Consider the following 20951-nt stretch of genomic DNA (forward strand, 5'->3'; position numbering starts at 1 on the left):
GCTAACGGGAATTTCCCCCACTGCGAAGTTTTAAAAAAGCCAACACCTCCGTTGAATCCAAACTGACTTGGGGAACCCCCTTAATGCTCAGGAGCCAGCGATCGCTCCGTTGTTCCAACAACCAATCTCCCGCCAGGGGGGTGATCTGCCAGGGGCCAGCGGCGGTGCGCTGACAAAGAAATCCCCATCGTTTCGCCTGGCTCAAAATCGGATCACTCATGGGTCGCTATCATCTCAAAGGATTGCGCCAGAGCATGGAATGTTCGGAAGTCATGCCTGAGTCTGAATCGCGTTGCCATTTGACTTAAAAAATCAGGGGGGTTTTAGGGGCAAAAATTCTTCGTCCCTGCTCAATTCAGCAAAGTTCTGGAGTTTTAAACATAAAATTTAAACATAGAAAATGTTCATGACATCCATTGATTTTGGAACTATCCTTTTTGACCGTTGCTCTCCAGTCTTGCTCCCGGTCAGAGCGGGCAAAGCCGGAAATCACACAAATCATTGAGGAGGTCTATCTATCCAGCTTAGGGGGTTGTTATTAAAGGGTTACAAACAATACTAAATCCTAAAAGTTTCGTTCAATATAAAATGCGCTGTTGCTAAAAGTCAAACCAAAAAGCCTCAAGTTTAATCACAATTTTTCATTTCTTAAACCTCCCTTAATCTGGGTTTAACATCGCAATAAAAAAACGAAGGGCGAAAAATTTTTCGCCCCTCGGATCATCAACTTGAATTTTGCCCCGTTGTTGATGAAAACCCAACCCTAATCCTTTCCTGGCGGGGTGGGTTCTCCGCTGGAAATTCCCTTAGCGCCTCAATGGGGCAGGAATAGAGGGAGCTATTAATGCTACGGATTCCTCGGAAACAGCAACGTTGGGGAGATGGCCCCGCAGCATTGCTGTTAGTTCCGTCGTCGTTGCGTCGTAGATCTGGGTGGCAATTTTGGGATAAAGGCCAATGCCAATGATCGGGATCAACAACGCCGCAATAATGAACACCTCGCGGGGTTCCACATCCACGAGCTTTTCATGGGAAACTAGATCGGGGTTTTCTTCCCCATAGAAAATTTCCCGCAGCATCGAGAGCAGGTAAATGGGGGTGAGGATCACGCCCACCGCTGCGAGTAAAACGACGATCACCCGGAATGTCGTGCTGTAGGCATCACTGGTGGCAAAGCCCACAAACACCATTAACTCCGCTACAAAGCCACTCATCCCCGGCAAAGCCAGGGAGGCGAGGGAGCAAGCCGTCCACATCGCGAAGGCTTTTTTCATCTTTTTGCCCACACCCCCCATTTCATCGAGCATCAGGGTATGGGTGCGATCGTAGGTGGCCCCCACCATAAAGAAGAGGCTGGCCCCGATCAGGCCGTGGGAAATCATCTGTAGCACCGCCCCACTCATCCCTAATTCCGTAAACGAGCCAATCCCAATCAGGACAAAGCCCATGTGGGAAATGGAGGAATAGGCGATTTTCCGCTTCAGGTTGCGCTGGGCGAAGGAGGTGAGGGCGGCGTAGATGATATTCACCACCCCCAAAATAATCAGCACGGGCGCAAACTTGACATGGGCATCGGGCAACATCCCCACATTCATGCGGATCAGGGCATAGCCCCCCATTTTGAGCAGAATCCCGGCGAGGAGCATATGGGCGGGGGCGGTGGCTTCGCCGTGGGCATCGGGGAGCCAGGTATGGAGGGGGAAGATGGGCAGTTTTACCCCATAGGCGATCAGGAATCCGGCATAGAGGAGCAGTTGCAACCCTAGGCCGTAATCCTTGGCGGCGATCGCCGTCATATCAAACGTAACCGTATCCCCATAAAACGCCATCGTCAGGGCAGCGGCGAGGATAAACAGGGAGCCGCCCGCCGTATAGAGGATGAACTTTGTTGCCGCGTAGAGCCGTTTTTTGCCCCCCCAAATGGAGAGGATCAGGTACACCGGCACTAACTCCAACTCCCAAACGAGGAAGAAAAGGAGCATATCCTGCACCGCAAACACGGCGATCTGGCCCCCATACATGGCCAGCATCAGGAAATAAAACAGTTTCGGCTTCAGGGTGACGGGCCAAGCGGCCATAATCGCCAACGTGGTGATAAACCCGGTGAGAATCACCAGGGGCATCGATAGCCCATCCACCCCCACCGACCAATTCAAATCCAGATCGGGAATCCAGGGGTAGCTTTCCACCAGTTGCAACCCCGGTTCCGTGAGGTCGTAACGGGTATAAAAGGCGTAAACAATGAAGACGAAATCAATCAACCCGACGATCAGAGCATACCAACGGACAGTTTTGCCGTCTTTATCGGGGATCAGGGGGATGAATAGCCCCGCCACCAAGGGAAACAAAATGATGGCAGTGAGCCATGGAAAATCAGTTGCATTCATGGCAGATTCCAGATCAGCATTCCTAAATACTCGACACGACGACAAACCCAAGGACTGCCGCAAAAATAATCAGGGCATAAAATTGCACCCGGCCATTTTCGAGATATTTCAAACCTTGGCCCGTCACAACGGTAACAAGGCCGGTAAAGTTCACCGCACCATCGACCACGCGATAGTCGATTTCCAGCATTTGCCGCGCGAGGCGACGGCTGCCGACGACGAAAACGCGGTTATAGAGGTCGTCAAAGTACCACTTATTGAGGGAGAAGTTGTAAAGGGGTTGGATGGAGCGGGCGATCGCCCCCGGATCAATCACCTTCTGGGCATACATCAGCCCCGCCAAGGCAATCCCGATTAAGCCAATGCCCACGGAGGAGCCAGCCATAATCAAAAATTCCGTTTGGTCAAACTCCGCCACCGCCGCCAGCACTTCCCCAGGGGCATGAACCAAATGCTCAAAGCGGTTCTGCCAAGGCACACCGGCAAAGCCGAGCAGCGCTGAAGGAATGGCCAAAATTGCCAAGGGTAGCGTCATCGTCCAAGGGGATTCATGGGGCTTACTGTCGTGGTGGTGGTCATCGTGACCAGCGCTCACACCAGCGGCCGCTAGTAATTCCCCTTGAATGGCGGTATCTGTACCGCGAAACTTGCCTTCAAACGTCAGGAAATACATCCGGAACATATAAAACGCCGTAATCCCCGCCGTCAGCCAACCCACCAACCACAGGGCCGGATTTGCCCCAAAGGTGAGGCCCAAAATTTCATCTTTCGACCAGAACCCGGCAAAGGGCGGAATCCCGCAAATGGCTAAGTTCCCAATTAAAAACGTCGTCGCCGTAATGGGCATATATTTCCGCAAACCCCCCATCAGGCGCATATCCTGGGCTAAAACCGGGTTATGGCCCACCACCGCCTCCATACCATGGATCACCGAACCAGAGCAGAGGAAGAGCATCGCCTTAAAATAGGCGTGGGTCATCAGGTGAAACAGGCCAGCGGAATAGGCCCCGGAACCCATGGCCATGACCATATAACCCAGTTGGGAAATGGTGGAATAGGCTAGGCCTTTTTTAATGTCGTTTTGGGTGATGGCGATGGATGCCCCTAGGAAGGCGGTTAAGGCCCCCGTCCAGGCGATCACATTCATCACCACCGGGAAGGGTTCAAACACCGGATACATCCGCGCAATCAGGAAAACCCCAGCGGCAACCATGGTGGCGGCGTGGATCAGGGCTGAAATGGGCGTGGGGCCTTCCATGGCATCGGGCAGCCAGACATGGAGGGGGAATTGGGCAGATTTGGCGACGGGGCCTAAGAAGACCAAAATGCCAAACAGCGTCGCTAATCCCCCCGCTAACGCACCGGAGGCCACGAGTTCCTCTAACCGTTCACCAATGACGGTAAATTCAAAACTGCCGGTGGCCCAGTAAAGTCCCAAAATCCCCAACAGCAAACCAAAGTCCCCAACGCGGTTGGTGACAAAGGCTTTTTGACAGGCATCGGCGGCGGCTTTGCGATCGTACCAAAAGCCGATCAGCAGATAGGAGCACATCCCCACCAATTCCCAGAAGATATAAACCTGTACCAAGTTGGGACTAATCACCAACCCCAACATTGAGGCACTAAAAATACTCAAGTAGGCATAGAAGCGGACATAGCCAGGGTCGTGGGCCATGTAGCCGTCGGTGTAGATCATCACCAACAGAGCAACGGTGGTGACGATCGCCAGCATCACCGTCGTCAGGGGATCGATCACATAGCCCATGGTGAGGTGAAAACTGCCAGCAGCGGCCCACTCAAAGCTACGGGTATAGGGGGCATGACCTTGAATTTGGCTCCAGAGCAGGGCAAAGGCCATCGTGGTGGCCACACCAATCAGGGCGAGAATGACGACGGCATTCAGTTGCCGGAGTTTGTTCGTTACGTTATTGACTGAGATTAGCCCGATTCCTACCAATGCCGCTCCCAAGAGGGGGAGGGCGGGTATTAACCAAGCGTATTCATAGAGGAATGGTTCCATCACAAATGCTGAGTTGCTAATCCTTAGTTGCAGAATACCGCTACCAATTGTGGCATACCGTGTTCTTTAAAGTTCTGTTAAGGTCTAGCTTCTCTAACATCAGGCTAAACCACCGAGGGAATGAGGGGCCTCGGTGGTTTGGGTCAAGGGTTTGAAGGGTTTCTAGGTTAGGCGGAGGCCGCAAACAGGTTTAAGCCCACCTGATTGAGACTGCGTTGCAGTTCATCCCGACCGGGAAAGCCTTCGAGACGATAAACCACCTTACCCCCGGCAAACACCAGCACGGTGGGTAAAATTTTGAGGCGATGGGCGGTGCTGAGTTTCAAATTTTCATCGGCGTTGACACTGACCAGATCGATGGGGTGGGGAAATTCCCCTTGCATTTTGATCAAGGTGGGTTCTACCCGGTGGCAAAGCTTGCACCAAGGGGCCCAAAAGTAGACCAGCACCGGATTCGTCGCCGTGAGGACATGATCCGCAAAGGTTTCATCAGTGACGTTGAGCATCGTTAAAGGGAATTTATTAAAATTGCTTTGGCATCATGCTACATCGGATCCTGGGGAACGGCTAGGGGGATCACGGCAAACGAGGGGACTCCGGGCGAGGCTTGGTTCCTTTCACTTTAGGGATCAAACCTACCTAAGGGGCGATCGCCCCCCGCTTTGGGCCGTACTAAATCTTTACATTTGTTCAAAGTCTGTATTTTTTTGTCAAAATGCAAGGGGAATCTGCAATTTTTTTTAACGAACACCATGACCCAAGTTCTTGTTAATGATGTGGTGGTTGCCAGTAGCGATCGCTGTGAACAGGTGGAAGGGAACTACTATTTCCCTCCCGATGCCCTCCATCAGGACTATTTCACCCCTAGCTCCACCCACACCACCTGCCCCTGGAAGGGCCAAGCCAGTTACTACAACCTCGTGGTGGGGGGCCAAGAAATCAAAGATGCTGCTTGGTATTATCCTCAAACGAAGGAAAAGGCCAAGCACATCGAGGGCTATGTGGCCTTTTATAAAAATAAGGTGACGATCAAAGCTTAACGAGGCCAGGGGGGATTCTGAAGATCCCCCCTGCCACTACACTAGCTTATTAAGGATTCACCACTTTTGAGGCTCTCTATGACTCAGACCCCCTGGCCCGCACAACCGGCGATCACCGCTCAACAAGAAGAATATTTTAATTACTACTTTGATAAACCGGGGAGTGAGCCGGGAACCCTCCGCATTGACCCCAAGGCGATCGCTTCCGAGATTGTCCTGATCGACTACACCGAAGCAGAAGCCCACCGCTATAGCGACATTACCCCCGATGAATGTCTTACCTATCTAGAATCCCCTTCCATTACCTGGATCGATGTACGGGGTTTAGGGAGTGAAGATATTCTTAAAAAAATAGGCTATCTGTGCCATCTCCATCCTTTATTGTTGGAAGATGTGGTCAATGTTCCCCAGCGCCCGAAGATTGAACAGTATGGGGATCACCTCTTAGTTGTGGTGCAAATGGTGATGCCCATGGAAGATGCTGATGGGTTTTTCATGGAGCAAGTGGGCTTTGTGATCTGCCCCCATTATTTGTTGACATTTCAAGAAGAGCCGAGCCGTGATAGCTTTGAGCCGGTGCGATCGCGCATCCGTGACGGTCGGGGCCGAATTCGCCGTTCCGGAGTGGATTATTTAACCTATGCCCTCTTGGATGCCGTCATTGATGGCTTTTTTCCCGTTTTAGAAAGCTATGGGGAGCGCATTGAACGGTTAGAAGATGAGGTGATCAAAAATCCCACCCGTCAGACCTTAGAAAAAATCTATGGTATTCGTCGGGAACTCCTTGCCCTGCGCCGTTCGATTTGGCCGCAACGCAATGTTCTCAATAGTTTAGTACGGGAACATAATGATCTGATTAGTGAGGATGTGCAGGTTTATCTACGAGATTGTGCCGATCATGTCAACCAACTTTTAGATATTATCGAAACCTATCGAGAACTAGCCTCAAGTTTGACAGAAATTTATATGTCTGCTATCAGTAATCGCACCTCAGAAGTCGTCAACCTTCTCACCATTATTTCCACCATTTTTATCCCCCTCACCTTTATTGCTGGTGTCTATGGGATGAACTTTAAGTATATGCCCGAACTCAATTGGCAATGGGGTTATTGGTTCTGTTGGGGAACGATGGGAACCATTGCCTGTGCCTTAGTTTGGCTATTTTGGCGTAAAGGTTGGTTTGATGGCTTTTTGAGCAATCCTCTGCGGGAAACCAAGAACTGAGTGAGGAGTGAGACCTCACTCAATCCATCCCTCAATTTCCGACTCCACCAAAATTTTTTCCATTTTGAGATACTCACTCCGAGCCGCCGCTAAAATATGCTGCATCATTACCGGCTCACCGGCATGGGCAGCAATAAATGCGGCATTGAGGACAATATTTTTAATATTTCCCCCTGTCACCGCCAATTGGGCTAATTTTTCAAAATTAAGATCTTGGGTGGGGAGATTGGGGGGAAACACCCGCCGCCAAATTTCTGTTCTGGCTTTGGCATCGGGAAAGGCAAAGGCCACCATGAAGCGAATTCTGCGAAGAAAGGCCTGATCCAGTGACCCTTTTAAGTTGGTGGTTAAAACCGCTAACCCTTGGTAACTTTCCATCCGTTGCAAGAGATAGCTCACTTCTAAATTGGCGTGGCGATCGCGACTATCTTTCACCTCGCTCCGTTTGCCAAATAAAGCATCTGCTTCATCAAATAACAACACCACTCCCCCAGATTCCGCTGCATCAAAAATCTGCCGTAAATTTTTCTCCGTTTCACCAATATATTTACTCACGACGGTACTCAAATCAATGCGATATAGATCCAGATTAAACTCCTGAGCCAGCACCTCCGAGGCCATGGTTTTTCCCGTTCCACTGGGGCCCGCAAATAATGCCGTCATCCCTAAACCACGATTATTTTGGGCAGCAAAGCCCCATTCTTGGTAAACCTTAGCCCGTTGGCGAAATTGGACAGCAATTTGCTGAAGAATTTTCAGTTGATTGTCCGGTAAAACCAAATCTGACCATGTGGCTTTAGTATCAATGCGTTGGGCAAGGTCATCTAAGCGGGGGCGGGCCATGGTGCGGCAAATTTGCCAGAGTTGTTGAGCAATGATCGGATTCGATGCTGTGGGGTTTAACTCAATTTGAGGTTGTTTTTGAAGATGATGGGCAGCGGTTTGAATCGCCTGAGGACTGAGGTTAAATTGCGACACCATCACCCCTAACTCACCATTGAGTGCTTGGGTCGCCTCCCCTAAATTGCGTTCCCAAAGTTGGAACTGTTCTTGATAGGTGAGGGGGGGAACGTCAAGGGAGATGAGGGGATGGCGAGAGCTTTGGATGCGTTCTTCGGTGAAGATGATTAGGGGGGTTTGCAGATCGGTGATCAGTTGGGTGGCGATCGCCCCTTTGGCCCCATCAGCAAAATTGAAGCCGTCAAGATCGAGAATTAACAAGCTCTGGGTGAGGGCGGCTTCCCGTTGCCAGCGTTGGGTGAGGTAGCGGAGGTTGTCCCGGTCGGTGGGGAGGCGATCGCCCCAGAGAATTTTCACGGGTATATGCAGGGCTTCCCCCACAGCGGCAGCGATCGCCCGTTTATCACTATGCTCCACGCCGCACAGTTGCACCGTCCCCGGTGTTTCAGTCTTCAGCAGCGTTAACAGGTTCTCCATAATCTGAGCATGGGAGGGGGGCAACATTGCCGCCATATCCGCCACCAGGGGACTCATCAAGGGAGCGAGGCGATCGTCTTGGTAGGGTTCCCCCATCAGGTAGTGCAAAATCGTTTCATCGATTTGTAGTGGGCATTGGGTAATCACCGGGCCGGTTCCCACTTCCAACAGTTGCCAACAGCGGAGGGGCCCTTGGGGGGTAAAGGCATTCCAATGGGCATTAGCAAAAAGTTGTAACCCCAGGCCAAAGGTAGGATAGGGCATTTGAGGGTTATGGTTAAAGCTGGCACAGAGGGCGGAAAACCGGGGCAAAAGGGCAACCCCAACGGCCATGAGCAACAAATTAAGCTCAAAGGGAGAGAGGTTAAACGTGGTGTAAAGCGTTTCTAGACGAGAAGGGGGGAAAAGTTCCGGGATCTGGACAATGGGATCCCTATCCTCCTGGCTCTCCTGGTCGGGGTGTTGTTGTGTAGCCCACCGCCGTTCTAAGAATTGCTGAAGCTGGTTGACATTTTGAATCAAGGATTGTGAATTGACGGCATACCACTCATTATTCATCGCTTTGTATTGCTGAATCGATCTAAACGAAATATATCTTTGAGGCTATGAATGGTAAACTCCTTGCTTTTTGCTTCTGAAAACTTACTATTCACCAATATTTTAACAAATCAGACATTTTTTTGAATCAATACATCATTCAGACTAAAAAAGCAAATTAAATCTAGACTAAAGTCGTATTTTAATTTATCCATCATGATGTTATAAATCCTCTGTAATGCCTGATTAAAATTGAGGGCAACACTCTTCCTGGATCCGTATTTTTCTCAGAATTCGATAGGTGACACCATGGCCAAAAATCAAGTTCAGCAGTCTCGTACCTTTGTGCCACCCGTACAAAAAAAGGCTTCCCATCTAGCCCCTTCACCCCGCGCTGTGCCACCATCGGTGGTGGCGGTAGAGGATTCTGGCCTGCTGCCGGTTCAGGCGAAGTTAACCTTGGGGGAGGGGGGCGATCGCTACGAACAGGAAGCCGATGCTACGGCAAAAAAAGTCGTCCAGGCGATCCACAATCCTACGGTACAAACGAAATCCGCCTTAGCTGAACCCCTGGGGCGCAATCTCAACATTTCTCCCCTCGCAGGGGTGATGCAAGCCCAGGGAAATTTAGGCGGGGGAGCGGTTTCAGCAGATGTGGAGGCAGGAATTCAGGAAGCGAAAGGCGGTGGCCAAGCTTTAGATGCCGGTTTACAGGAATCCATGGGCCAGGCTATGGGCGCAGACTTTAGCGGTGTACGGATTCACGCCAATGCCCAGTCCAATCAATTAAACACCGCTATCCAAGCCAAGGCCTTCACCACCGGCCAAGATGTCTTTTTTCGCCAAGGGGAATACAACCCGGGCAATTCTCAAGGTCAAGAATTAATCGCCCATGAATTAACCCATGTGGTGCAGCAATCCGGGGGTTCCCATGCCCTTAATTTACAGAAAAAAGAACAGGGTAGCTCCGGCAAAAAAACTGAATTGAGCATGGGTGACAATGCAAGAACTCATAGCAATTTTAAGGCTAGCACATTTAATCAAGATTTTGATGCTCATCCACTTGAGCAAAAATTAATCACCCATGAGTTAACTACTGCTGTACAAAAACAAGGCAATCCAGACAATCTTGCCAAAGCAGCACAAAAAAGCCTGTCCCCTTGGCAATCAAAAATTGCCACCCCATCCTCAACGCTTATTCAGGCAGCTCGAGACTCTCGCCCGAAAGCGATCGCCACACCACAGCAACATAGCAATCAAATTACTAAAGAAGCCGCTGGTTACTTGAACCAAAAGCTAGTGAGTTTAGCCAAGGATATTCAAAAAGCAGTTCCCAATGATGGTGATGCAGAAAAAATTTCTAGAGAAGTCTCAATTCCCATCAGTCCCATCGGTACTGGAACAGCCATCGGCTTTACCTTCGCTAACCATGTTGAACGGGATGGGTACTGCATTAAGATGCGGACTAAAGTTGGTCTTAAATTAACTGGAAGCCTAGCAGGAGATCTTGCTGAACTTTCTGCTGCATTGGGAGGCTATATTGAAGTCCAAGGCAAAGATGGTCAGGAAGTTGTAAACCTAATTTCTTATGTCATTTACCGGACCTTTGCACAATCGAATATTCCCTATGAAGTCGAAGCTTTACTGTGGGGAGGAAACACTTCTTCCCAAGGAAGAAAAGCAGCCTATGACTGGAGTAGAACTGTTGAAAAGGACATGAACAACAGTTCCTATGCAGAAATTGGAGCCTATGCCAGTCTTTCCGGGCATATTGGGACTAAAAATCTCGGTCAAGTCTATGGTTCGCTAGAAGGTTCAGCGGGAAAAAGATATAGCAAAGACAGTATTGAACAAGCCCGAAAAGGTGGAAAAGATGTCATTGGTTATGGTAGTTCCTTGGGGGATATGGTTGATCGCGGCGCTCGTGGCTCCATTGGACAAGGGGTGCAATCGGCCAGTATTAATCTAGGGATCAGCATAGCGGATAGTGGCAAAAAGTTCGAGGGTAAGATCACCTGGCTTTGGGAAGACATTATGGAAACATTAAGCCAGAAATATACCAAAACTCATTATGTTGGTTTCAAATATCAGGTCTCAGGCCAGATTACAGTTCCAAGTTATGGCTGGTCTGGTTTAGTGACTGATTGTATTGATAAGGTTGCTGATAATATCACGGAACGCCTGCGCTTACTTTGTCAATCTTGGTCATCACGGGACAATGAAGAATCTGCAAAACTAAGCGAAAAAGAGATAAAGAAAAAAGAGAAAGAAATCGAATTTTCGGGTAAAAATATTACGTCTAGTTTAAGCAAGTTTTATAAAAATAGAAAGGATGAACTTTCTGAAGATCCAGATGAAGATCAAGAGTTAGATCAGTTTGCGTTAGAGGTTTCTCTTGAAGGAGTAAAAAATAAGAAAAATGAAACGGAATATAAGCCTTGGGTGCATACATTCATTTTACGGAAAATCAAAACACAAGCTCCAGATAGTTCGGATCTTTTAGGCTTTAAAAATGAGAAGAAAAAAGAACGCTCTAATATTTTGTGGAAGACTGTTATTGATGGAGATCAGGAGAAGCAAGTCTCTGTACCCATAGATCCACAAGAAGAAACTCGGACTGAAAAGTATGAGTCCGCTTATTTTAAAGCCCCACAGCAGGTTCCTGTTATCGGTGGCATGGGTTCAATGGAAAAAACCGTAGAATCTGGGTATTTTAAAGCACCGCAAAAAGGAGTTCCTCCCACTGCGCCTGCTTCAATGGAGAAAACCGTAGAATCTGGGTATTTTAAAGCACCGCAACAGGCTCCTGTTGTAGATGGCATGGGTTCCATGGAGAAAACTTTAGAATCTGGGTATTTTAAAGCACCACAAAAAGGAGTTCCTCCTACTGCGCCTGCTTCAATGGAGAAAACTTTAGAATCGGGATACTTGAAAGCCCCGCAACAAGCTCCTGTTATCGGTGGCATGGGTTCTATGGAGAAAACTTTAGAATCTGGGTATTTTAAAGCACCACAAAAAGGAGTTTCTCCCACTGAACTGGTTTCAGCAACTGAGGTAGTGTCAATACAAAAACCTCGAAAATATACGCCAAAACAATATAATATTCCTCAGCAATCTACTCCCATGAGTGAATCAGCTTACCCCCAAACATCCCAAAAACTAACTCCTGTCAATATCCCAGTATTTATAAACCAGACAGACAAGTATAGTAATTATCAAGGAAGTAAACAACCTGGGGTCAGCAAAAATAAGCCAGTTGGTAGTCTGCCAAAATCGTTTAAAGCCTATGAAGCTGAACGGTTGCCCAATAAGGCTCGTTATCAACAACGGCCATTATCAAAGAATGAGCGAGCTAATCTTGTTTATAAAATTGAGACTCTGTATGAACAATTGCGCCCATTTTTAATTGATTATCATCACTTGTTTAAGGGGTTTGTAACAAGGACTGTTGCTCTGGAAAGTCATTCGCAGCAAAGTCTTCAGATTCACCTTGAATATTTGATGGATTGGCAAAAGCATTTTCGATGAATGGGTGCATCTCAGTGAGGCGAGTGTCCCCTCATCCCCCAGCCCCTTCTCCCGAGAAGGGAGAAGGGGGGTTTCCAAAGTGAGATGCACCCTCGATGAACAAACCGTAGATCTAAGCTTTTCACGGTGAGCGATCGCCACGCCCAATTACTTCAAAAAAATCAGACATGACTCTTCACAAGAAAAATATTCATTGCAATGCAGATCTAGTTTTTTATGATCAGAAAAATAATCCCATCAATGTTAACCTAAAGCAATTAACATTGATTGATACCTATGGAGAGGTTACGGGGTGTAACATGACGTTTATAGTCAATTATGATCTTTATCAGAAAATAGATACAGAAGAACTCTTTGGTTTAAATCAAAAGATTCGTTCTGTGAATTTTGGTGATGGATTTAAGCCGGGTAAAGATATTGAAATAGAGGTAGAGTTATTGGGAGAATATCTACCGGAATTACTAGGGGAGGCTAGATCTCACGATGAATTGGGAGATTACTTATTAAGTTTGGGTCAATCTCATTCAGAGAGTCATTTACTCAAAACTGAAAGCTGGCGTGGTTTATATGTCAAACAGCAACTAGATGGAATGCCGATCAAAACTGGTTACATGACATTTTGGGGGGCGGAACAGTTTCCCTCGGAGGTGGAACTGGATTTTGGCATTAACAATGAAGAGTTTATTGCTGATGCTGGAATAGAAGAGAAAAAAAATCAAGCCTTGTTTGAGGTGGTGTGTGATTTTTTTGATGATGAAGGTTGGTCTTATGCCCAGGTGGGTGATGAACCAACATTACAACTTTACTATAGTGGTGATCATCAACAATTGGCTTGTTATGCGAGGGTAAGAGAAGATTTTGATCAATTTATTTTTTATGTTCTTTGTCCAGTGAATGTGAACGATGAAAGGCGGTTGGCGATCGCTGAATTTATTACTAGGGCAAACTACGGGATCACCATTGGCAATTTTGAAATGGATTTTGCGGATGGGGAACTCCGGTTTAAATCCAGTATTGATGTGGAGGGCGATCGCCTAACGACAGTATTGATTCGGAATTTGGTTTACAATAACTTAATTATGATGAATAAATATTTGCCCGGCATTATGGCAGTGATCGATGATCATGTCTCTCCCTTGGAAGCGATCGCTGCCCTTTAATTTACTTAGCATTAAAATCCTATAAAGATTTGGAGGCATGGAGTAGGGGGAGGAGGGCGATCGCCCCCTGCCCACACCCTCCCCCCTGCAACCAAGCCGACGATTCGGTTTAAAATGGAAAACTTGAACGACCATCTCCTGTGGGTTCTCGATTCAGCCCTAAACCGAACCGACTATGTTAAATCCCAACTTGGATAGTATCCAACTCGAAAAAGACGAATATGAACGCTACGCCCGGCATATCATCCTGCCGGAGGTGGGGCTAGAGGGGCAAAAACGCCTCAAGGCCGCCAGCGTCCTCTGTATTGGCACAGGGGGATTGGGTTCTCCCCTGTTGCTCTATTTAGCAGCCGCAGGCATTGGCCGCATCGGGATTGTGGATTTTGATGTGGTGGATCACTCCAACCTGCAACGGCAGGTGATCCACGGGACATCCTGGGTGGGCAAGCCTAAGATTGAATCCGCCAAACACCGCATTTTAGAGATTAATCCCCGCGCTCAGGTGGATCTCTATAACGTCCGCCTCAGTTCGGAAAATGCCCTCGATATTTTCCGTCCCTACGATGTGGTCATTGATGGCACAGATAACTTCCCCACCCGGTATCTCACCAATGATGCCTGTGTGCTGTTGGATAAACCCAATGTCTACGGCTCAATCTTCCGGTTTGAAGGTCAAGCCACGGTGTTTAACTACGAAGGCGGCCCCAACTACCGCGATCTTTATCCTGAACCGCCGCCGCCGGGCATGGTTCCTTCCTGTGCAGAGGGGGGAGTTTTAGGCGTGTTGCCGGGGATTATTGGCGTGATCCAAGCTACGGAAGCGATTAAAATTATTCTGGGGTCTAATACCACCCTCAGTGGTCGGTTGCTGCTGTACAACGCTTTGGAAATGTCTTTCCGGACGCTTAAACTGCGCCCCAACCCAGAGCGGCCCGTGATTGAAAAACTGATTGATTACGAGCAATTCTGTGGGATTCCCCAAGCCCAAGCTGATGCAGAGCGGGAGAAAGCAACTTTGGATGAAATGACGGTTACGGAGTTAAAGGCGTTGCTCGATAGCGATGCAGAGGATTATGTGCTGATTGATGTGCGTAACCCTAATGAATATGAGATTGCCCAAATTCCGGGGGCGGTGTTAATTCCGTTGCCGGATATTGAACAGGGGCCAGGGGTGGAAAAGGTGAAGGAAGTTCTCAATGGCCATCGTTTGATTGCCCATTGCAAGATGGGAAGACGATCGGCAACGGCGTTGGGGATTCTCAAGCAGCACGGCATTGAAGGCACAAACGTGATCGGTGGGATTACGGCTTGGAGTCGTGAGGTAGATTCTTCTGTGCCGGAATATTAAAGGGGGTTGGGGGTATGGCGATCGCCTTTTTCCGTAGCCTCCTTTCCCTGATTTTCCTGGAGCAATGCCCCCTCTGTCATCAAACAGCGGTGGATGAGTTTTGCCCCCATTGTCAGGGAAAGATCCAAGCCTGCCAGCAACCGCTGCCCCCTAAACCGACGAAAATTGTCGTTTGGGGGGAATACCGGGATGAATTGCGGGGGGCGATCGCCGCCCTCAAATTTCGCAACAACCCCCAACTGGCCCGCCCCCTGGGCCATTGGTTGGGCCGCCATTGGCTGGCCCAAGCTCCCCCGAAACTGCGGCCCATTGTTGTTCCCCTACCCATGTACGCCAAAAAACGCGCTGAACGGGGCTTTGACCAAGCGGAACTCCTGGCCCGCCACTTCTGCCATTACACCCATTTACCCCTCGCCGCCCGCGGCCTAGAGCGCACCCGCGCCACTGAGGCGATGTTTAAGCTCAACCTCCAACAGCGTCAACAGAATATTAAAGGGGCCTTTGCCCTCGGGCCCGATTTCCGTCGCCGTTTACCGAAACGCCCCGTCCTGCTCCTTGATGACATCTACACCACAGGGGCAACGGTGAAGACAGCCGCCCAGGTTCTGCAACATCATGGTATTGATGTGGTAGGGGCGATCGCCTTGGCCGCTCCCCGCCGTTCCTCCCGCCAACGTTAATGAATCAAGCCACCCCGCTCCGTCAGTTTCTCGCCAAGCCGATGGTGCGCTGGTGGATTGTGGGGCTATTTTTCACCGGGTTTAATATTCCCGCCCTTTATGTTTTGCATGAGGTGTTGGGGTTGACCGTGGCGATCGCCACCCTGATCACCGCCGAACTGATCACGATCCTGCGCTTTTTCCTCAATGACCGCTGGGTTTTCGGCCATCCTCGCCCCACCTGGCAACGGCTCTGGCAATACCACCTCAGCAACGCCAGCAGTTTTGTGATCTGGTGGTTGGCCGTCAATGGGATTGAATCCGCCGGAGTTCATTACCTGATCGCCTCCCTCCTCGCCACCGCCATCTCCGTCGGTTGGAGCATGGCCACCAATTTCCTCTGGATTTGGCGCAAAAAAAGCCAAGAAGAGGGGCGATCGCCCTAGATTTATGGAGAATTTCTAAAATTCTGTCAAAAATAAGCCCGAAAACGGGGTACTCGTTCTATAAGTTAATTAAAGAATGCACTGTAAGGAGTTGTCATCTTGAAAAAAGTAGAAGCCATTATTCGCCCCTTCAAATTGGATCAAGTGAAGATTGCCCTGGTCGAGGCCGGGATTGTGGGGATGACAGTCTCCGAAGTCCGAGGCTTTGGTCGTCAAAAAGGGCAAACCGAGCGATATCGTGGTTCGGAATACACCGTGGAGTTTCTCCAAAAGCTGAAAGTGGAAGTCGTTGTCGAAGATAAACAAGTGGATAAGGTGGTTGAAGAAATCATCGCCGCTGCCAAAACCGGCGAAATCGGTGACGGTAAAATCTTCGTGACCCCCGTTGAGCAAACGATTCGGATCCGGACGGGCGAAAAAAATCTCGAAGCCGTTTAACTTAGAATCCCCCCCTTTTCAAGGGGGGGCAGGGGGGATCCTGATACCCACTGAGGCTCACGATCCCCCCGGCTACGCCGACCCCCTAAGTCCCTTCGGGGATGCGCCTTCGGCGTAGAACAAGGGGGTTAATCCGGAACCCCCCTTTTGAAGGGGGCAGGGGGGATCCTGATACCCATTGAGGCTCACGATCCCCCCGGCTACGCCGACCCCCTAAGCCCCTTCGGGGATGCGCCTTCGGCGTAGAACAAGGGGGTTAATCCGGAACCCCCCTTTTTAAGGGGGCAGGGGGGATCCTACTTCAGCGTTTGCACCCGCTTTAAATTGCTGGCCCGACACCAATCCACATCCGGCCCCACCAAAAACGTGACATAATCGATCCCATAGGCCTGCCAATAGGTCTTCACCTCACCGATTAACCCTTCTTCCTGATCATCTAACCGCTGCACCGTTGCCCCTGGGGGGAATTTCTGAGCAACGGGCGAATGCTGCCACTCCTGCAAGAGTTTTAACCGCTCCATCTGCGGCTCATTCAACAACTTCCACGCTTCCACCTTCCAATGACTGTATTGCTGGGTCAGTCCCTCCACTTCCCGCCAAGTTTCCGCCTCTGCGAGTAATTCCGCCAAAGCTTGGGGGCTTTCAAGTTCAAAATCCGGAATCGGTAAGGCAGTCATGGCAGAGAAACCAACGCTATAGATAGTGTTTCCAGCTTTTTTTGCTGGAAATCCACTCTAAATATAGCGGGTTTTGGGGACAGCGACGGAGAATTTTTGAGCGTGAGATGAAATTCGGTTGTGAAATGGAGCGGCTTGGGGGCGAACGGTGTGAGTGCGTTGGCGTAAGCCTGCCGGAGGCACAAATATTTTTCGCCCCTACTCCAAATTTTAGAGCCAGCCTTTTTTGGCCTTGGCGATTTTGGGGGGATGCACCGGCTCCACATCGTAGAACGTCCCTAACCCTTCATATTCGGCGAGATAGTCGCTTTCATAGAGGGTGCGATCGCGCCCATGGGGTCGGGAAATCGTGATCTGGTTGGGTCGGGTCGCGCCGGTTTCATCGACGAGGAAATGATCTGCCAATTGTTTCGACTGTTCCCCGTTGCTCAATTCCAGGGCGAGATCCTTTAATACCGTTAGGTAGGTTTGACCATTGAGGGGTTCACGGGGTCGGCGTTCCGTTTCAATGGCAATTTGCCCCTGGGGACTGCCCAAGAAGCCGCCAATGGCGTGCTCAACCCCGTAGGCGGTGTGTTCCCCCGCGAGTAATCCCAAGGAAATCAGCAAGCTTTCCCGCCGCTGCCCCTCCATGCGATCGAAATAATGGCTGTGGTGGCAGAGATCGGCAAATTCCTGTAACACCTGGCGGGCGTGGTGTTCGACCCGAACGCGCCCTTCCTCGCTCATTTCCTCTGCTTGGGGATCCAGCTTACACAGCGCATCCACAAAGGGCTGATTCCACCCCTCGATCCGTTTCGCCAGTTCCTTCTTCTTCAGTCCCCAAAAATAGGAAATCAGATGGCTAACAATAATCACCTGGAAGGGGTAGAGGACAATGCTATCGGCGGGGTACGTGAAGATATAATCTGGGGCATAGTCGGGGATGCTGGCGAGGCGATCGCGATCGCGCTCATGGGCGATGAAGAAGGAAGTGGCCACGCGGGGGCCAATTTCCGCCGCTGATTTAATCGCCCGGGCATTGAAAAAGGGCCAAGATGGGGGGGGCGCATTGTGGCCCAGGATAGATCCCAACGTGTGGCGGGTGCGCCGCTTCATGTGGGCATATTTGCCATGTTGGAACTGAAAGAAATGCCAACCGGCAAACATTTCTTGAATCATTTCCGCCGCCTTATGGGCCTGCTCCTCCGGTACGCCATCGAGATAGCCGGTATAGACGAAATCAAAATTTCCCCCCACCAACTCATCACACATCCGCTCAATTTCCGCAATCAGGGGGCGATCGCTCACCAACTGCTTCACCACCGCTGGCAGTGCTGCCAACTCCCCATAAATTTTCTGGGCGTAGGCTGTGGAAATATCCCCCCGCACCTCCCCTAAATAGGTATGCAAGGCCAATTGCCATTGCAATGATGCCATGGCCGCAAATGTGGAGCCGACGCATTCCTCCTCCGGTAGGTTGGTAATCCCCGCCCCCGCTGCCGGTTGAATCACCGCATCGAGGCCCCGGCCAATATTCCCCAAAGCACTGGCCTCAATATTCGTCACCACATAGATCCAGGGGGTTTTGGTGGCGATGAATTCCTGTAAATGGGGGGGGAGGTCGCTGCGTTGGGTATCGGGTTGGACGAGGCGTTTCAGTTCATCTAAACGGGATTGAGCGACAATTACTTCCGCTAAATTGGGGTCACGGCGGGCAATTTCTGCCTCAATGCGGGCGATCGCCGCCGGTAAACTGGCTAACTCATGGGTGAGTTTAATGGTGTCGGAGGTTCCGCCAGAATTGGAATTAGCGAGAAACAGGGTATCGCGGCCCACAGAAGTAGGAATTGTATCCGACCCGGTAAACCCATCGAGATTCACCACTGGCAGCGTATTTAACCCCAATTTTCGGGATAAATTCCCGGCAATCATATTGATTAAAAACGAAGTCCCCGCCGCCCCCGTGAGGATCTGTTGTAGATCCTGAATCCGTTGGTTGCGAATCGCTTCATTGTCTGTCCCCATGATCAGGCCAATGCCATCGGCCCCGGTGCGGAGCTTCACCTCGCCATCGGGGCCAAGGGTAAACAGTTTTTCGGTATTTTTCTGCAAGGCTAAGGGCTGAATGACGATGATTTCTTCGCCATACTTGTTGTAGGGGCAGGGGATGGGATGATCATTTAAATCCCGATATTGGATGTTAAACACCTTGAGGGGGGCGAGGCGTTCTTGACGAATATCGGCATGGATATAGCGATCGGCTTGCTTTTGTTTTTCGACGCTGATCAGAGGAATTTCCTGGCCCCGATAGATATTAAACAGCCGCACCCGACCGTCAGCAGTGACTTCGACAATTTCCCCCGGTAACACATCGTAAATGGGGGCTACGCCTTCGGTGATGTAGGCGGTGGCGCGGATATCTCGCAAAAACGTGATTTCTTGAATGGTTTTTTCCGCCACTTCCGTGCGTCCTTCGGCGATCGCCTCCCCATTGAGCAGCACCATCTGCTCTTTCAAGGCGTTTTCCTCCGAAGCCGACAGGAAAGCCACCCGGTTATAGTTGCGCAGATCATAGGGTTTGGGGAGGTAGAAAATTAATTCCCCCCCTTCTTCACCGCCCCGCTCCGTACCGCCCCGCAGCATTGTATAGGTTCCCCCCCCCAACAGGCCATAACTGGGCTGTCCCAAGGGGGTAAAGGATTGGAACGTGAATTTATTTTTGGGATCGGAATATTCAAAGATGCGGGCCACAAGGGCGGCGGCAATGGTGACTTGTTCAGCCCCCGCCGCAGCCATAATCGCCGCAAGTTCCAACAGTTGGGCAATTTTCTCACTGGCGGACCATTGGGCATCATCCCGTAAAAACCCCTGTTGGGTAAATTCCGCGAGGATGCGCCCCCCCTGGCCAAAGGCGATCGCCTTCCCACTCAATTTCACCTCTACCCATGCCTGGGCCAATTCTCGCCCCAAATCATAGCCCCCCACCTTGCCATCACTATCCACCTCCCGGCGGTAGGCTGTGGGATCATCCCCCAAATAATCGGGGTCAATATAGGCGAGACGGTGGAGAGCGCCGGCTAATTGATTAGCCCGTAGATGTTCATAGAGAAAGCGTTTCAGGGCCGGCTCCACACAGGAATCAGAGTTAGAGGCAAATTTAAAGCCCTCATAACCCAAGAACCGTTTATAGCGGGCTGCGTCGTTAATATCGCCGTTGTGGGTATCGGAGAAAATCGAGGGGCCAAGATCATTTTCCGGTTCCGCACAAAACAGTTCCCCCTGGGGGCTGAGTTGATAGATTCGCAGGTGCGATCGCCCCAGATTTTCCTGATGGGGATGGGCGTTGCTTTCCGAATACATATCCCCTTGGGAGGCTTGGCGCACATGGGTTTCCCAGTTGGTGAGGAATTCGCCCCGCTCTAGCTGGATGCGATCAAGGAGCATATCCCAGGTTTTGAGCAGATCCCCCCCATCGCGGGAAACTTTCACCTGAGTTTGCGCCGCCGCTTTAATTTTTCCCGCCAGTTCAATCATTTCCCCATGGGAGAGGGAACCCCGTTCGCTGTCTTCGAGGTCGTTGAGGATCTGGGCCAGGGGAATTGTGCCGATCGCCATCCCAGCGGCATCATAACCGGCTTTGGTGCTGCGTTTCGAGCAGTCTTCAGCGAGGGCTGTGGCGTAATGGGTGCGATCGTGGAGGTCTGCTTGGATGACATCCTTGGGGCGGAGGGTATAGGTTCCCGTAGCGGGATCTTTGGTGAAAAAGAGGTATTCAATCTTAACGGGACTCAAGCAGACGTTAAAGTTACGGCACATGGCTCTTCAAAAGGGATGGGGATGCGCGGATCTTTCCCATTCTAAAGGGTGCTTGGGGCGATGCGCGATCGCTCACCCATCGCTCCCCTGTTGCACCACCTTAGGGGCAATCCCTAGGGGATGACACGATAAAAACTCGGGAGCTTGGTAGCCCCGTCTCTTTAGAGCGGGGCGGAAAAGCGACTCGGCGGCTTTAGCCGCAATGACTATGATAGAATGGCATCACCTTCTCTATGACCCAAATGAAAGGGG

15 protein-coding genes are annotated in these 20951 nt (G+C 50.3%); 8 read left to right on the top strand and 7 right to left on the bottom strand.

Going from position 1 to position 20951, the window contains the following annotated elements:
* Position 1 precedes the first annotated feature (1 nt).
* From VB712_RS04095 to VB712_RS04110, 4 genes are all read right to left on the bottom strand, one after another.
* Positions 2-220, bottom strand: coding sequence for a hypothetical protein (locus tag VB712_RS04095; protein WP_323252397.1), 219 nt, complete (start codon positions 218-220; stop codon positions 2-4).
* Between the two features lie 586 nt (positions 221-806).
* Complete coding sequence (locus VB712_RS04100) at positions 807-2387, bottom strand: NAD(P)H-quinone oxidoreductase subunit 4 (protein WP_323252399.1); 1581 nt, start codon at positions 2385-2387, stop codon at positions 807-809.
* A gap of 22 nt (positions 2388-2409) precedes the next feature.
* The gene (locus VB712_RS04105) at positions 2410-4407 is read right to left on the bottom strand and encodes an NAD(P)H-quinone oxidoreductase subunit 5 (protein ID WP_323252400.1); all 1998 of its coding nucleotides are present in this window, start codon (positions 4405-4407) and stop codon (positions 2410-2412) included.
* A gap of 167 nt (positions 4408-4574) precedes the next feature.
* Positions 4575-4913: a thioredoxin family protein gene (locus VB712_RS04110; RefSeq protein ID WP_323252402.1), complete on the bottom strand. Its 339-nt coding sequence runs from the start codon at positions 4911-4913 to the stop codon at positions 4575-4577.
* Positions 4914-5159: 246 nt separating this feature from the next.
* Between VB712_RS04110 and VB712_RS04115 the strand changes: the two genes are divergently transcribed.
* Positions 5160-5447 carry a DUF427 domain-containing protein gene (locus VB712_RS04115; protein ID WP_323252404.1) on the top strand — a complete coding sequence of 96 codons (288 nt, stop codon included), beginning with the start codon at positions 5160-5162 and terminating at the stop codon, positions 5445-5447.
* 78 nt (positions 5448-5525) lie between these two features.
* On the top strand, positions 5526-6671 hold the full coding sequence (gene corA / locus VB712_RS04120; protein WP_323252406.1) for a magnesium/cobalt transporter CorA: 1146 nt from the start codon (positions 5526-5528) through the stop codon (positions 6669-6671).
* 15 nt (positions 6672-6686) lie between these two features.
* Here the strand turns inward: corA and VB712_RS04125 are convergent, their stop codons facing one another.
* Positions 6687-8666 (bottom strand): ATP-binding protein, encoded by a 1980-nt coding sequence (locus VB712_RS04125; RefSeq protein ID WP_323252408.1) that lies wholly within the window; start codon positions 8664-8666, stop codon positions 6687-6689.
* 288 nt (positions 8667-8954) lie between these two features.
* On the opposite strand from VB712_RS04125, the gene VB712_RS04130 reads away from it, so the two are divergent.
* The 6 genes from VB712_RS04130 (at position 8955) to VB712_RS04155 (ending at position 16224) form a co-directional block, all read left to right on the top strand.
* Positions 8955-12173, top strand: a complete 3219-nt coding sequence (locus VB712_RS04130) for a DUF4157 domain-containing protein (RefSeq protein WP_323252410.1) — start codon at positions 8955-8957, stop codon at positions 12171-12173.
* A 167-nt stretch (positions 12174-12340) separates the two neighbouring features.
* A complete protein-coding gene (locus VB712_RS04135) occupies positions 12341-13333 on the top strand; it encodes a YbjN domain-containing protein (protein WP_323252412.1) in 993 nt (330 codons plus the stop codon).
* Between the two features lie 175 nt (positions 13334-13508).
* Positions 13509-14681 carry a molybdopterin-synthase adenylyltransferase MoeB gene (moeB, locus tag VB712_RS04140; RefSeq protein ID WP_323252414.1) on the top strand — a complete coding sequence of 391 codons (1173 nt, stop codon included), beginning with the start codon at positions 13509-13511 and terminating at the stop codon, positions 14679-14681.
* A 14-nt stretch (positions 14682-14695) separates the two neighbouring features.
* Positions 14696-15361 (top strand): ComF family protein, encoded by a 666-nt coding sequence (locus tag VB712_RS04145; RefSeq protein WP_323252417.1) that lies wholly within the window; start codon positions 14696-14698, stop codon positions 15359-15361.
* Positions 15361-15786 carry a GtrA family protein gene (locus tag VB712_RS04150; RefSeq protein WP_323252419.1) on the top strand — a complete coding sequence of 142 codons (426 nt, stop codon included), beginning with the start codon at positions 15361-15363 and terminating at the stop codon, positions 15784-15786. Before VB712_RS04145 ends, VB712_RS04150 begins: the two co-directional genes overlap by 1 nt.
* A gap of 99 nt (positions 15787-15885) precedes the next feature.
* Entirely contained in the window at positions 15886-16224 is a 339-nt protein-coding gene (locus VB712_RS04155) for a P-II family nitrogen regulator (RefSeq protein WP_323252421.1), read from the top strand.
* Between the two features lie 296 nt (positions 16225-16520).
* Here the strand turns inward: VB712_RS04155 and VB712_RS04160 are convergent, their stop codons facing one another.
* Entirely contained in the window at positions 16521-16901 is a 381-nt protein-coding gene (locus tag VB712_RS04160; RefSeq protein WP_323252423.1) for a hypothetical protein, read from the bottom strand.
* A gap of 210 nt (positions 16902-17111) precedes the next feature.
* A complete protein-coding gene (locus VB712_RS04165; protein ID WP_323252425.1) occupies positions 17112-20699 on the bottom strand; it encodes a hypothetical protein in 3588 nt (1195 codons plus the stop codon).
* Between the last annotated feature and the right edge of the window lie 252 nt (positions 20700-20951).

The organism is Spirulina sp. CCNP1310, assembly GCF_034932185.1.
Taxonomy (GTDB): Bacteria; Cyanobacteriota; Cyanobacteriia; order Cyanobacteriales; family Spirulinaceae; genus Spirulina.

Bases quoted from the DNA above. Each gene is read 5' to 3' on its own strand.
- VB712_RS04125 (WP_323252408.1), bottom strand. From the start codon at position 8,666: ATGAATAATGAGTGGTATGCCGTCAATTCACAATCCTTGATTCAAAAT.
- VB712_RS04130 (WP_323252410.1), top strand. From the start codon at position 8,955: ATGGCCAAAAATCAAGTTCAGCAGTCTCGTACCTTTGTGCCACCCGTA.
- VB712_RS04115 (WP_323252404.1), top strand. From the start codon at position 5,160: ATGACCCAAGTTCTTGTTAATGATGTGGTGGTTGCCAGTAGCGATCGC.
- VB712_RS04150 (WP_323252419.1), top strand. From the start codon at position 15,361: ATGAATCAAGCCACCCCGCTCCGTCAGTTTCTCGCCAAGCCGATGGTG.
- moeB (WP_323252414.1), top strand. From the start codon at position 13,509: ATGTTAAATCCCAACTTGGATAGTATCCAACTCGAAAAAGACGAATAT.
- VB712_RS04145 (WP_323252417.1), top strand. From the start codon at position 14,696: ATGGCGATCGCCTTTTTCCGTAGCCTCCTTTCCCTGATTTTCCTGGAG.
- VB712_RS04110 (WP_323252402.1), bottom strand. From the start codon at position 4,913: ATGCTCAACGTCACTGATGAAACCTTTGCGGATCATGTCCTCACGGCG.
- VB712_RS04095 (WP_323252397.1), bottom strand. From the start codon at position 220: ATGAGTGATCCGATTTTGAGCCAGGCGAAACGATGGGGATTTCTTTGT.
- corA (WP_323252406.1), top strand. From the start codon at position 5,526: ATGACTCAGACCCCCTGGCCCGCACAACCGGCGATCACCGCTCAACAA.
- VB712_RS04105 (WP_323252400.1), bottom strand. From the start codon at position 4,407: ATGGAACCATTCCTCTATGAATACGCTTGGTTAATACCCGCCCTCCCC.
- VB712_RS04100 (WP_323252399.1), bottom strand. From the start codon at position 2,387: ATGAATGCAACTGATTTTCCATGGCTCACTGCCATCATTTTGTTTCCC.
- VB712_RS04160 (WP_323252423.1), bottom strand. From the start codon at position 16,901: ATGACTGCCTTACCGATTCCGGATTTTGAACTTGAAAGCCCCCAAGCT.
- VB712_RS04135 (WP_323252412.1), top strand. From the start codon at position 12,341: ATGACTCTTCACAAGAAAAATATTCATTGCAATGCAGATCTAGTTTTT.
- VB712_RS04165 (WP_323252425.1), bottom strand. From the start codon at position 20,699: ATGTGCCGTAACTTTAACGTCTGCTTGAGTCCCGTTAAGATTGAATAC.